The organism is Burkholderia singularis, assembly GCF_001718875.1.
In the GTDB taxonomy this organism is placed as follows: Bacteria; Pseudomonadota; Gammaproteobacteria; order Burkholderiales; family Burkholderiaceae; genus Burkholderia; species Burkholderia singularis.
The window spans coordinates 1491202-1504718 of the sequence record NZ_CP013449.1 but is presented as its reverse complement, the minus strand read 5'-3'; the positions used below and the strand labels follow the sequence as shown (position 1 = coordinate 1504718).

Sequence of the window (13517 nt, the reverse complement as noted above, 5' to 3'; positions counted from 1 at the left end):
ATGACGACTGCCGCCGATTTCCGCCGCATGCCGAAGCCGGCCGCGCCGAGCGTCGACACGTTTGCGCGAGCCGTGCCGCCGCCCGGCGCGTTGCCCGCAACCGCTTATCCATTCGCCGCGCCGTTTGCCGATCCACAGGGCTCGCCGATCCGCGAGCTGTTCAAGCACGTCGGCAAGCCGGGGATGATTTCGTTCGCGGGCGGCTATCCGTCCGCCGATCTGTTCGACCGCGAAGGCGTGGCGGCGGCGCTTGCCGATGCGTGCCGCGACGATCCCGTCGCGTGCCTGCAGTACGGCGATACAGCGGGCCAGCCTGGTTTGCGCCGCGCGCTTGCGCATTGGATGGCGAGCGCGCGCGGCGTGCATTGCGACGCGTCGCGCATCCTGGTGACGACCGGCTCGCAGCAAGGGTTCGACCTGCTCGTGCGCACGCTGATCGAGCCGGGCGACGTCGCGCTCGTCGAAGTGCCGGCGTATCCGGCCGCGCTGCAGGCGCTGCGGCTCGCGGGGGCGAGACTCGTGGCGGTGCGCACCGACGGCGATGGCGTCGATCCCGACGCGCTCGCCGCGCAGCTTGCCGCTTGGCCCGCCGCCGAGCGCCGCCCGAAGCTGTTGTATACGGTGCCGACGTTCGCGAACCCGACCGGCGCGACTTTGCCGCCGGCGCGGCGGGCCGCGCTCGCCACGCTGGCCGCGCGCGAGCGGATCGTGCTCGTCGAGGACGATCCGTATGCCGATCTGCGTTTTACCGGCGAGCCTGTCGCACCCATCCTCGGCTGCGACGGCGCGCAGGATTGGACCGTCTATCTCGGCAGCTTGTCGAAGATCGTCGCGCCGGGGCTGCGGATCGGCTGGGCGGTGGCGCCCGAGGCAATCGCCCGCCGGATGACGGTCGCGAAGCAGACGAGCGATTTGTGCACCGCGCCGCTTGCTCAGGAAGCCATCCGGCGCTATCTGGACAGCGGCCGGCTTGTCGCGCATCTGCGCACGATCGCGCGGACTTACGGCGATCGCTGCCGCGCTCTGATCAGCGCGCTGCGTCAATTCGTGCCGGATGACGTCGAGTGGCGCGAGCCTGCGGGCGGCATGTTCGTCTGGGCGCGGCTCACGCGCGGCCGCGACGCGACGGCGCTGCTCAAGCACGCGCTCGAGCATAACGTGATGTACGTGCCGGGTGCGGCGTTCTATGCGAGCGCTGCGGATACCGCGAGCTTGCGGCTGTCGTTCGCGGCGCCGGACGAGGCGGAAATTTTCGAGGGCGTGCGCCGGTTGCGAGCCGCGCTCGCGGCCGGCCGCTGACGCTTGCCCGAGCTGGCGGCGGCCACGCGCGGGCTGTCCGCGAGCGCCGCGTGCCGGTTCGCGGCGCCTGGCCGAATGGCCGGGGCGCTTGCATGCGGCCCGCGAACGCGGTCCAATCGATTCATTCACCGATCAACCTGTTGTCATTCCGAACTGAAGAGGAAGCGATGCAATTCAACGACATTCTCGCCGCGCTGGACGTCGATCTCGCCCACTGGCAAGGCGCCGCGCTGACGGCACGCTCGCCGGTGGACGGCGCGACCCTCGCGACGCTCGCCGTGGACAGCCCGGCCGACGTCGAGCGCAAGATCGATGCCGCGCATCGCGCGTTCGCCGCTTGGCGCACGGTGCCCGCGCCCGTGCGCGGCGAGCTGGTGCGCGTGTTCGGCAACGTGCTGCGCGAGCACAAGGCCGCGCTCGGCGCGCTCGTCACGCTCGAAGCGGGCAAGATCGCGTCCGAAGGGCTGGGCGAAGTGCAGGAAATGATCGACATTTGCGATTTCGCGGTAGGTTTGTCGCGGCAGCTATACGGCCTCACGATCGCGTCCGAGCGGCCCGGCCACCGGATGATGGAAACCTGGCATCCGCTTGGCGTGTGCGGCGTGATCTCCGCGTTCAATTTCCCGGTTGCCGTGTGGGCGTGGAATGCGGCGCTGGCGCTCGTGTGCGGCGATCCGGTCGTCTGGAAGCCGTCCGAGAAAACGCCGCTTACGGCCATCGCGTGTCATGGGCTGTTTGCGAAGGCAGTGCGCGAATTCGAGCGCACACATCCGGGCGTGGTGCCGCAAGGGCTGACGCAGCTCGTACTGGGAGCGCGTGATGTCGGCGAGGCGCTTGCCGCATCGCCGAAGGTGCCGCTCATCAGCGCGACGGGCAGCGTGCGTATGGGTATCGAGGTCGCACAGGTGCTGAGCCGGCGCCTTGCGCGCAGCATTCTCGAGCTTGGCGGCAACAACGGGATGATCGTCGCGCCGAGCGCGGATCTCGATCTCGTGGTGCGCGCGGTTACGTTCGCTGCGGTCGGCACCGCCGGTCAGCGCTGCACGACGCTGCGCCGGCTGATCGTGCATCGCAGCGTTGCCGATCAGTTGCTGCCGCGGCTGGAGAAGGCATTCGCATCGGTGACGATCGGCAATCCGCTCGATGCCGGCACGCTGATCGGTCCGCTGATCGACCGCGCGTCGTTCGATGCGATGCAAAAGGCGCTTGCCGATGCGCGCGAGCAGGGGGGGGACGTGAAGGGCGGCGAGCGTGTCGACGTCGGGCATCCGGATGCGTATTACGTGCGCCCGGCGCTCGTGCGCATGCCGAAGCAGACGGCTGTCGTGACGCGCGAGACGTTCGCGCCGATCCTCTATGTGCTCGTCTACGACGAACTCGACGAAGCGCTTGCGATTCATAACGGCGTGCCGCAAGGGCTGTCGTCGTCGATCTTCACGAACGACATGCGTGAGGCCGAGTGGTTCATGTCGGCGGCGGGCAGCGATTGCGGGATCGTCAACGTCAATATCGGCACGAGCGGCGCGGAGATCGGCGGCGCATTCGGCGGCGAGAAGGAGACGGGGGGCGGACGGGAGTCGGGCTCCGATGCCTGGAAGAGCTATATGCGCCGCGCGACCAACACGATCAACTATAGCCGCGAACTGCCGCTGGCGCAGGGAGTGAAGTTCGACGTGTGAGCCGCGCAGCCGTTCGGCGCGCGATTTCCCGGCCTCGGGCATGCTCGCCGCAACACGCGGCGTTGCCGAGTGCGGGCGTGGCGAGGGGCGGGCATTGAGGGGCGGCGCGATTGCCGGCGGGCGGGCAGTTGCTGCCGGTGGCGGACGCCATCGCCGGGTTTTGGGCGAAACGGGCGTCCGCCGATGGCCGCGCGGGCGTTGCCGGTTACCCGTCCGGCGGCCGATGTTTTCGTGACAGCTGGCGTGTTGCGATTGCGTGCGCCTGCCGTGCGTTCGGCACCGGCTCAAGCCCGCATCATTTGCTTATGTTTGCCTGGCCTTGCGCTAAATATCCGCTAAACATCGATTAAACATCGGCTAATCGTCCGCATGTCAGCCGATCGCGCGAGGCTGCCTGTTTGAGTCCGACGGCTGCCGTCAACCTGCCCGCACCCGCTCAGGCACGCTCACGCCCGCTGCCGCTGCGCTGTCGAGCCCCGGACGATCAGCTCTCCCGGCAGCACCAGCGTCCGGGTCGACATCTTCGGCTCCGCTAGCCGCTGCGTGAGCAGTTGCATCGCATTCCTGCCGATCTCGTAGACGGGCTGTGCAATGACCGTCACGCCGGGCGTGACCAGATCGGTCCACGCATCGTTGTCGAAGCCGGCGAGTGCGACATCGTCGGGCACGCGCGCGCCGCGTTCGCGCAGCGCGCGATACGCGCCGAGCAGCAGCAGCCCGTTGCTGGCGACGATCGCGTCGGGGCGCGCCGCCGCGTCGCCCGACAGCCACGCCGACACGTGCGCCTGCGCGGCGTGCGGATTCGGATCGACGAATTCCGTTTCGGCGGACAGCCCATGGCCGCGCAGCGCGTCGACGAGCGCCGCGTGCCGTTCGCGCCCCGTCGTGCTCGCATTGCCGAACAGGCCCGCGATGCGCCGGTAGCCGCGCGCAATCAGGTGCTCGACGAGTTGCGTCGCGGCGTCGCGGTTATCCAGCGTGACCGCGTCGGCCGTGCCCGCCGGGCCCGCGCGGTCGATCATCACGACCGGAAACGCATGCGCGAGCGCATCGAAGCGCCGTGCGGCATCGTAAGTGGGGGAATAGATCACGCCCGTTACGCGCTCGCTCGCCATCAGCCGCAGATACATCGCTTCCTTTTCCGGATCTTCGTCGGTGTTGCAGAGGATCACGCGCATGCCATGTTCGTATGCGGCGTCTTCGACGGCGCGGCTCACTTCGGTAAAAAATGGATTGCGCACGTCCGACACGATCAGGCCGATCGTTGCGGTATCGCCCGAACGCAGCCGCCGCGCGGCGGCGTTCGGCCGGTAGTCGAGCTGTTCGATCACTGCCAGCACGCGCTGCCGCACGGCATCGCGTACCGGACCGTTGTTCGACAGCACGCGCGAAACCGTCGTGACCGACACGCCGGCGGCTTGTGCGACATCCTTGATTCGTAGCGCCATACGACTGAAATGACTGAAATCGATTTCTCTTCTGGTCGGTATTTACCCTGATTCCAGGTGGCGGAATGCTAGGTGATTCATCACGCATCCGCCCGTCGTGGACAGGCCGTTTGCCTATTCTATATGGGGTTGCTGCGCATTTCACCCAGTTTTCGGAAATCGGGGAACGCTTGACGATTGAAGTGGTATCGATTCCAATACGTGCATCTAGAACGACTGAATTCAGGAGACGCGATGCCGCCGTTGCTTACTGCGGAGTTGGTCCGGCTCGGTGCCGGCGCCGACTCGAAACACGATGCGATCCGTCAGGCGGGCGCGCTGCTCGCGGCGGCAGGCGTCATCGAGCCCGGCTATGTCGATAGCCTGCTTGGCCGCGAGCAGGTATCGAATACATATTTGGGCAGCGGCGTTGCGATTCCGCACGGATTGCAGGAGGATCGTCACCTGATCCGGCGCACGGGCGTCGCGGTGCTGCAAGTGCCGGCCGGCGTCGAGTGGCAGGGCGGCGAGCGCGCGAAGCTAGTGGTGGCGATCGCCGCGCAGTCCGACGAGCACATTGCGCTGTTGCAGCGTCTGACCCGGTTGATCGGCGATCCGGCGCAGCTCGAACGGTTGCTCGAGGCGCGCGACACTCAGGTGATCGTCGATGCGCTAAACGGCGGCAGCAACGGCAGCGCGGCCGTGGTCGCGGCGACGCCGGCCGATTACGAGCATCGCATCGAATTGATCCTCGACTATCCGCACGGCCTGCATGCGCGGCCCGCGAGCGCATGGGTTGCGACCGCCAAGCGCTATCAGTCGGCGCTGCGCGTGCGTCACGGCAACGTGGCGGCCGACCCGAAGAACCTGGTCAGCTTGCTGCAACTCGGCGCGGGCGCGAATGCGGCGCTCGTGGTGTCCGCGCAGGGCGTCGATGCGGCCGATGCGCTTGCGGCGCTGGCGCGCACGATCGAGGCGCTCGCGGCCGAAGAGCATGCGCGCGCGGCCGCCGCGCAGGCGCGCAAGCAGCAGGCGCAGCCCGCACTGTGGGCGCCGGAGGACCCGGCGACGGCGATCGACGGCATCGGCGCGGGGCCCGGCCTCGTGATCGGGCCGGTGCGCGTGCTGCGCGCGGCGGCGCTCGAGATCGAGGACCGCCCGGGCGATCCGCTCGACGCGTCGCATCGTCTCGAACAGGCGTTCGCGGATACGGCCGCCGAGCTTGACGCGCTCGCCCGTTCGACGGCGGCGCGCCTCGGCGCAGCCGAGGGCGAGATTTTTGTCGCGCAGCGCGAACTGTTGAACGATACCGCGCTGCTCGACGAAACCGCGCGGCTGGTCGCCGACGGCCACGGGCTCGCGTGGGCGTGGCATCGCGCGGCGGACGCGCAGGCGGCGCGGCTCGCCGCGTTGCCCGATCCGTTGCTCGCCGCGCGAGCGGCGGATTTGCGCGATGTCGCGCGGCGCGTGTTGCGGCATCTCGGTGAAGCGGGCGCGGGCGGCAGCGCCGATGCGGGCGCGGGCGCGCCTTCGATCCTGATCGCCGAGGATCTGACGCCGTCCGACACCGCGCAGCTCGATCCCGCCGTGACGCTCGGCTTCTGCACGGTCGCAGGCGGCCCGACGTCGCATACGGCGATTCTCGCGCGCACGCTCGGCGTGCCGGCGGCGGTCGCCTGCGGCGCGAAGCTGCTGGAGATTGCCGACGGCTCGCACGCCGTGCTCGACGGCAACGCGGGGCGGCTGTTCGTCGGCGTGTCCGCGCGCGACGCTGAACGCGCGCGGCAAGCGCAGCTGCGGCTGATCGAGGAGCACAAGCGCGCGAGCGCGAACCGTGCGCTGCCCGCCGCGACGCTCGACGGCCATGTGATCGAGATCGGCGCGAACATCACGCGGCCGGACCAGGTTGCCGACGCGCTCGCGCAAGGCGCGGACGGTATCGGCCTGATGCGCACCGAGTTCCTGTTTCTCGAGCGCCGCGACGCGCCCGACGAGGACGAGCAATACGACTGCTACCGCCGGATGGTCGACGCGAGCGGCGGCCGGCATCTGATCATCCGCACGCTCGATATCGGCGGAGACAAGCAGGTGCCGTACCTGAACCTGCCGCACGAAACCAATCCTTTCCTGGGCGTGCGCGGAGTGCGTCTGTGCTTGCGGCGTCCCGATCTGTTCATTGCGCAATTGCGCGCGCTTTATCGCGCGGCCAAGCATGGGCCGCTGTCGATCATGTTCCCGATGGTGTCGACGCTCGACGACGCGCGGCAGGCCATCGCGCTTGCCGAGACGGTGCGCGTGGAGCTGGAGGCGCCGAAGGTGCCGCTCGGCATCATGGTCGAGACGCCGTCGGCCGCCGCGCTCGCCGATCATTTCGCGCAACTCGTCGATTTCTTCTCGATCGGCACGAACGATCTCACGCAATACGTGCTCGCGATCGATCGCGAACATCCGGAGCTGGCGCGCAATGCGGAGAGCCTGCATCCGGCGGTGCTGCGGATGATCAAGCAGACCGTCGACGGCGCGCGCCGGCATCGCAAGTGGGTCGGCGTGTGCGGCGGGCTCGCGGGCGATCCGCTCGGCGCATCGATTCTCGCGGGGCTCGGCGTCGACGAATTGTCGATGAGCGCGCGCGATATCGCGGCGGTCAAGGCGCGGCTGCGCGGCGCGCGGCTCGACGCGCTGCAAACGCTCGCGCAGCGCGCGCTCGATTGCGGGGATGTCGACGCGGTGCGGGCGCTCGATGCCGCGGATACGCGGGCGGCCGCATGAGAGGCGATTTCGGAACCGATATGAACGCTGATTCCACCACTGCAACCACCGATTCAACCACCGGTTCGAAAGCTGGCGTGCAACCCGACGCGGCCGGTGTTTCGGCCGCCCCGCCCCGTGCGACGGTCGTGACCGTCACGCCGAACCCCGCGCTCGATCAGACCGTGCGTGTCGCGAATCTGACGCTCGGTGACGTGAACCGCGCGGAGTCGCTCGAATTCAACGCGGGCGGCAAGGGCGTGAACGTCGCCGGTTGTCTTGCCGACTACGGGATCGACACGATCGCCACCGGCTTGCTCGGCATGGAAGACAGCGCCGTGTTCGACGCGATGTTCGCCGACAAGGGCATCGCCGATCGCTTCGTGCGGATCGCGGGCCGCACGCGCATCAACGTGAAGCTCGTCGATCCGGCGCGCGACGAGACAACCGACGTCAATCTCGCGACGTCGCGGCCCACGTCCGGCGACGTCGCGGCGCTCGAGCGCCGGCTGGCCGAACTTGCCGCGCCGGGCTGCTGGTTCGTGCTCGCGGGCAGCCTGCCGCCGGGCGTCGACGCGTCGTTTTACCGGCGTGCGACGCGCATGCTGCATGACGCGGGCGCGCGCGTCGCGCTCGATACGAGCGGCGCGCCGCTTGCCGATGCGCTGGCGGCCGCCGATCCGCGCGAGCTGCCCGATCTCGTCAAGCCGAATCTCGCCGAGCTGGAGGCCGCGTTGGGCCGCACGCTCGGCGATGACGACGGCGCGATCGCGCGTGCGGCTTGCGAGCTGGCGGCGCGGGGAATCGGGTATGTCGCCGTGTCGCTTGGCGCGCGCGGCGCGCTTGGCGTGACGGCGTCCGGCGAAGCGGAAAAAGCGGGCGCGGCGGCAGCATGGCACGCGCAAGCGCCGCTCGACGCACGGGCTGCATCGAGCGCCGCGCAAGCGTCGCTGCCGGCGCCTGTTGCGGCTGCCGCCGGCCAAACGGTGGCGTCGACCGCCACCGCGGTCGCGGCGGCAGCAGCGACGGCGGCCGACAGCGCCGCGGCATCGCCGCCGCGCCGCGCGGCGCCCGTCACCTTCGAAGGCTTTCGCGCCACGCCGCCGCGCGTGCGTGTCGCGAGCACGGTCGGCGCGGGCGACGCGTTCGTCGCCGGGCTCGTCGCGAGTCTGACCGAGGCGCGGACGTGGTGCGACGCGGGGCGCCGCGCGAGCGCGTTCGCGGCGGCCAAGCTCGCGCGCGTCGGCCCGCATTTGCCGGACCGCGCCACGCTCGACGCGCTCGCGGCGCAAGTCGAAGTCGAGCGTTTCACGCTGACCGCGTCCGCGGATGGCGTTGTCGTTGATCTATGAGCCGGGCATGCCGGAGACAGCAATGAAAAATTTGATCGGATTCGTGGCGGCGGACGCGCAAACGGTCGCGCCGGCCTTTGCGTCGCACGCGCTGAGCCGCGCGGCGCGCGCCCAGGGGATTGCGTTGACGCTCGAGACGCGCAGCGCGCTCGGCGTGCAGACGCCGGTATCGGCCGCGCAGATCGACGCGGCGAGCGCGGTGCTGATTGCCACCGATGGCGTCACCACGATCGACGAAGCGCCGTTTGCGGGCAAGAAGCTGCATCGCGTGTCGCTCGACGATGCGATCCGCGATGCGCACGGCGTGCTGGCGCGCGCGGCAGGCGGCGCATCTGCCGCCGCGCTTGCGCATCCGGCGGCAGATGCGCCGGATGCGGCGGCAACCGGCATGACGCCGGCCGCCGGCGCATCGTCGACGAATGGCGCCGGCGCCGCATCCGGCGCGCGTGCGCTGAAAATCGTCGCGATCACGTCGTGCCCGACGGGCATCGCGCATACGTTCATGGCGGCCGAAGGGCTCACGCAGGGCGCGCGCGCGCTCGGCCATACGATCCACGTCGAAACGCAGGGCTCGGTCGGCGCGCAAAACCGGCTGACCGATGCGCAAATCGCCGAGGCCGATCTCGTCGTGATCGCCGCCGACACGCAAGTCGACAAGCGGCGCTTCATCGGCAAGCGGCTCTATCAGACGGGCACCAAAAGCGCGATCGGCAAGGGCGCGGCGCTGCTCGACAAGGCGATCGCCGAGGCGAGCGTCGAAGGCGGCGCGCAGGCCGGGGCTAGTGCGAACGCCGCGCCGCTCGTCGATCAGGTCGCGGCCGCGAAGCAGGCGCGCGCCGCGAAAGCGGGCGGCCCGTACCGTCATTTGATGACGGGCGTGTCGTTTATGCTGCCGTTCGTGGTTGCGGGCGGTTTGTTGATTGCTTTGTCGTTTGCGCTCGGCGGCATTTACGCATTCGACGATGCGCACAAAGGCACACTCGCATGGTCGCTGTTCCAGATCGGTGCGAAATCGGCGTTCGCGCTGATCGTGCCGGTGCTGTCCGGCTATATCGCGTATTCGATCGCGGACCGGCCCGGGATCACGCCGGGCATGGTCGGCGGGATGCTCGCGGCGAGCCTGAACGCGGGTTTTCTCGGCGGCATCGTGTCGGGTTTCCTTGCGGGTTACACCGCGCTGCTCATCAATCGCCACTTGAAGCTGCACCGCAATCTCGAAGGATTGAAACCGGTGCTGATCATTCCGCTGCTGTCGACGCTGGTGGTCGGCCTGCTGATGCTCTATGTGGTCGGCACGCCGGTCGCCGCCGTGCTGCATGCGCTCGAAGGCTGGCTGCGCTCGATGCAGACGGGCAGCGCGGTGATGCTGGGCGCGCTGTTGGGCGGCATGATGGCACTCGACATGGGCGGCCCGGTCAACAAGGCGGCCTACGCGTTCAGCGCCGGTTTGATCGCAAGCCATGTGTACACGCCGATGGCCGCGACGATGGCTGCCGGGATGACGCCGCCGCTCGGCATCGCGCTCGCGACCTGGCTGTTCCGCAGCCGCTTCGGCGCCGAGGAGCGCGAGGCGGGCAATGCGGCCGCGGTGCTCGGCATCGCGTTCATCACCGAAGGCGCGATTCCGTTCGCGGCGCGCGATCCGATGCGCGTGATTCCCGCGTGCATTGCGGGCTCGGCGGTCACGGGCGCGATCTCGATGGCGGCGGGCGCGGAGCTGAAAGTGCCGCACGGCGGGATTTTCGTGCTGCCGATTCCGAATGCGGTCACGCATCTCGGCGTGTATGCGCTCGCGATCGTCGTCGGCACGCTCGTGACGGCGGTGGCGGTGGGCGTGCTCAAGCGCAGGCCCGCTGAGGCGGCGGGCGCTTGAGCGTGGCGGCGTATTGGCAGGCGAGCATGCTGGCCAACGCGTGAACGCGCGCTGTGCGCATGGCGGCGGCGCATCGGGCGGCGATACATCGGACGCCACAGTGAGTGGGCGGCACATCGGGCACCGTTCGTTCGCGGCCGTGCGCTGCGGCGGGGGCGCCGCCATTCTATAGGGCCGCCAGCCGCCAGCATGCCAGCCGCCAGCCGCCGGCACGCCAGCCGTGCGCATACCAGCCGCGCGGCACGCGCCGCTTAGTTGAACCGGTGCGCGAACTCCAGCCAAACCGTGCGCCCGTAAGGCATGTAGTAGCCGACCGGGTAGTAAGGCCATCCACTCGAATCGTCGTGCTTGATCGTATCGAACACGTTATTGACGACAAGCGTCAGCGACGTGTCCTTCGTGAATTGATGCGACACGCTCAGGTTCGCGAGCGTCGTCGGCGACAGATACGCGGTCTGTGCGGCATTGGGCACTTTGCCGTAGCGCTCGACCTGCACGGTCGTCGTCCATTTCGGCAGCGACCACGTGACGCTCGTCATCAGCTTGTCGGGCCATTCGGGGTTGCCGGTCGGATTCTGCAGCGAGTGCAGCACGTCCACCACCGCGCCGCCCGCGTTCTCCTGATACTTGTGGCTCAGCACCTTCGTGAAATTGACGGTCCACAGCAGCGTGCCCCAGCCGCGCAGCCGGAAACGCCACTTGCCGGTCAGATCGAAGCCGGTGGTTTTTTCCATCGCGGCGTTGATCGGATTCACGAGAATCGTATTGATCGCGCCCGGATCGAGCACGGCCGTCAGCGGGTTGCGGACCACGCGGCGCAGCGCGTCCTGGCAGTCGACCGAGTTGGCGTTCAATTGCCCGCTGCGGCACGCCGATTCGGTGCGCAGCAGGTTGTCCGGATCGATGTTGGTGACGAGATTGTCGATCCGGATGTTGTAGTAATCGGCCGATAGATCGATGTCCGGCGTCGGCGCGAGCACGAAACCCGCGCTCCACGACTTGCCGTTTTCCGGCTTCAGATTGTGATTGCCCATCTGCACGAAATTGGAGCCGGGCGATACCCGCGCATACTGGCATGATGCGATCGGCTGCCCCGACTGCGCGCAGCGGTAGTAGTCCGTGGTCGATTCGAAATAGCCTTTCGTCGGGGCCTGGAAGATGTAGTTCATGTCCGGCGCGCGGAAGCTCGTTCCGTAATTGCCGCGCAACAGCAGCTCGCGCAGCGGCCGGTATTCGATGCCCAGATCGTAGGTGAACTTGTGATTGCGCGTGCCGGCAAACGAGTAGTCGTCGTAGCGGGTCGCGACGTTCGCGATCAGTTGCTTGAACACAGGGATGCGCAGCTCGAACTCGGCCGCATAGCGCTTGCGGTTGCCGCTCGCGCCGTAGATGCCGTTTTGGTTGTAGTACGCGCCTTGATTGAGCGCGGAGTCGACCGTGTTGCTGAAGCCTTGCGTGCCGTACTCGATCACGCCCGCGGCCTTGACCGCGCCCGCCGGCAGCTTGAACAGCTCGCCGTTGCCGGACAGGCTGACCGTCTGCGTCCACGTGTTGTTCTGGTTGCTCGACTGGCCGTACAGCGAGCTGAATTGGCCGGGCGTGACGGGCGACGAGAAGCGCGACGGATCGGGCGCGTAGATCGGCGTGCCGTCGGCGGTCGTGCCGAGTTGCGGGCCGAGGAAGTACGAATCGATGCCGGCGCGCAGGATCGGTCGCGTCGCGCGGCTCTGATAGCCGGATGCGCTATATGACAACTCGTAGTTCCAGGTGCCGGTGCCGGGCACCGTGCCGCGAATGCCGGTAATCAGGTTGCCGAAGCGATCGTCCCAGCGCTTGTTCCAGTTCGTCACGCCGCCGATTTCCTCGGGAGAGAAGCGCTTGGTCCATTGCTCGTTCGCGTCCGTCAGCGCATTGTGGAAATAGCCGGTCGATCCGCCGAGCGATGTCCAGTTCGGGCCGCGCGTATTGTTCTCCGTCTGGTTGAACGCGGCCGACACCGAGCCGAACAGCGTGGCGTGTTCGTTGAGCCGGTATTCGACGCCGCCGTACAGGTTTTCGCTGCTATTGTCGGTCTGCGTGGTCCAGTACGCCGGCAGCGCCTGGCCCGAGCCGCAGTATGTGCCCTTGCCGCCGGTGACGCTCGACACGGAGCCGCCGAACGCGCCAATGCCGTTGAGCGCGCTGCACGGGCCGGACGCGTTGAAGTACTTGCCGGTGTCGAGGTTGCGGCGCGACCAGACGATTCTCGGCGTCTCGCCTTCGAGCGTCTCCGACGACATGAAGTCGCGCTCGCGTGCCCAGATCGGCCGGGTCTTGCTGACTTCCAGGCCGAACACCGCGCTCAAGTCGCCGAGTTCCTTGCCGCCCGTGATTTGCAGCCGGCCGTTTTCGCCGCCGCCGCGCGTCGCGCCGCCGCCCTTGACGTTGACTTCGACGCCGTTGATGTGCTTCTTCATGATGATGTTGACGACGCCCGCGATCGCATCGGAGCCGTACACGGCGGACGCCGCGCCGTTCAGGATCTCGATGCGCTCGACCATCGCGGACGGAATGTTCGCGAGATTGGTGAAATTCACGTTGCCGTCATAGGCGATCGGATAATCGGCGAGCCGGTGGCCGTCGATCAATACGAGCGTGTGGTTCGGCCCGAGCCCGCGCAGGCTGATCGCGTTGGCCGCCGGCGTGAACGTGTTGCCGTAGTCCGAGCCTTGCGTGAAGCCGGTATTTTGCGTCTGCTGCTGGAGCGCGTCGAAGACGTTGCGGTAGCCTTTTTCGTCGAGTTCCTTGCCGGTGATCACCGTCACGGGCGTCGAGCCTTCCTTTTCGGTGCGCGGAATCCGCGATCCCGTCACGACGAATTGCTTGAGCGACGCAACCGGCTGCTGCGCGGGCGTTTCGCGCGCGGCGGCGACCGTGCCGGATGCCGCCGTTGCCGCGGTGGCGCTGGCCGCGCCGGACGCACCGGCAGCCGTGCCGGCCGGCGCTTGTGTTGGTTGCGCGCCGGCCGGGGGCATGGCGAACAACATCAAGGACAGGCCGAGCGCGAGCGCGCCCCTCCTCGTAAAGGATAGTGGTTCGTGAAGCGGGTTCATATTGTTTTATCGACGACCAGACCGACAGGTCATACGGCTGCCGCCCG

At 68.3% G+C, this 13517-nt stretch carries 7 protein-coding genes; 5 read left to right on the top strand and 2 right to left on the bottom strand.

The genetic code is table 11. The features are described from left to right. Positions 1 to 27 precede the first annotated feature (27 nt). Positions 28 to 1299, top strand: coding sequence for an aminotransferase-like domain-containing protein (locus tag AQ611_RS22030; protein ID WP_374755078.1), 1272 nt, complete (start codon positions 28 to 30; stop codon positions 1297 to 1299). Between the two features lie 167 nt (positions 1300 to 1466). Further along, on the top strand, positions 1467 to 2978 hold the full coding sequence (amaB, locus tag AQ611_RS22025; RefSeq protein WP_069236463.1) for an L-piperidine-6-carboxylate dehydrogenase: 1512 nt from the start codon (positions 1467 to 1469) through the stop codon (positions 2976 to 2978). A 446-nt stretch (positions 2979 to 3424) separates the two neighbouring features. On the opposite strand, the gene AQ611_RS22020 is transcribed toward amaB, so the two are convergent. Beyond that, complete coding sequence (locus tag AQ611_RS22020; protein ID WP_059520191.1) at positions 3425 to 4426, bottom strand: LacI family DNA-binding transcriptional regulator; 1002 nt, start codon at positions 4424 to 4426, stop codon at positions 3425 to 3427. Between the two features lie 234 nt (positions 4427 to 4660). On the opposite strand from AQ611_RS22020, the gene ptsP reads away from it, so the two are divergent. From ptsP to AQ611_RS22005, 3 genes are read left to right on the top strand one after another with little or no spacing between them, the layout of a single operon-like run. Continuing rightward, on the top strand, positions 4661 to 7174 hold the full coding sequence (ptsP, locus tag AQ611_RS22015) for a phosphoenolpyruvate--protein phosphotransferase (protein WP_069236057.1): 2514 nt from the start codon (positions 4661 to 4663) through the stop codon (positions 7172 to 7174). Between the two features lie 20 nt (positions 7175 to 7194). Then, positions 7195 to 8505: a 1-phosphofructokinase family hexose kinase gene (locus AQ611_RS22010; RefSeq protein WP_083237508.1), complete on the top strand. Its 1311-nt coding sequence runs from the start codon at positions 7195 to 7197 to the stop codon at positions 8503 to 8505. Positions 8506 to 8527: 22 nt separating this feature from the next. Further along, positions 8528 to 10378: a PTS fructose transporter subunit IIBC gene (locus AQ611_RS22005; RefSeq protein ID WP_069236462.1), complete on the top strand. Its 1851-nt coding sequence runs from the start codon at positions 8528 to 8530 to the stop codon at positions 10376 to 10378. Between the two features lie 251 nt (positions 10379 to 10629). Here AQ611_RS22005 and AQ611_RS22000 read toward each other — a convergent pair whose 3' ends face one another. Continuing rightward, positions 10630 to 13470 carry a TonB-dependent receptor domain-containing protein gene (locus AQ611_RS22000; protein WP_069236055.1) on the bottom strand — a complete coding sequence of 947 codons (2841 nt, stop codon included), beginning with the start codon at positions 13468 to 13470 and terminating at the stop codon, positions 10630 to 10632. Between the last annotated feature and the right edge of the window lie 47 nt (positions 13471 to 13517).

What these genes read in the sequence shown, in the direction of transcription:
- AQ611_RS22005 (WP_069236462.1), top strand. Translation starts at nt 8,528, where the DNA reads ATGAAAAATTTGATCGGATTCGTGGCGGCGGACGCGCAAACGGTCGCG.
- amaB (WP_069236463.1), top strand. Translation starts at nt 1,467, where the DNA reads ATGCAATTCAACGACATTCTCGCCGCGCTGGACGTCGATCTCGCCCAC.
- AQ611_RS22030 (WP_374755078.1), top strand. Translation starts at nt 28, where the DNA reads ATGCCGAAGCCGGCCGCGCCGAGCGTCGACACGTTTGCGCGAGCCGTG.
- ptsP (WP_069236057.1), top strand. Translation starts at nt 4,661, where the DNA reads ATGCCGCCGTTGCTTACTGCGGAGTTGGTCCGGCTCGGTGCCGGCGCC.
- AQ611_RS22010 (WP_083237508.1), top strand. Translation starts at nt 7,195, where the DNA reads ATGAACGCTGATTCCACCACTGCAACCACCGATTCAACCACCGGTTCG.
- AQ611_RS22020 (WP_059520191.1), bottom strand. Translation starts at nt 4,426, where the DNA reads ATGGCGCTACGAATCAAGGATGTCGCACAAGCCGCCGGCGTGTCGGTC.
- AQ611_RS22000 (WP_069236055.1), bottom strand. Translation starts at nt 13,470, where the DNA reads ATGAACCCGCTTCACGAACCACTATCCTTTACGAGGAGGGGCGCGCTC.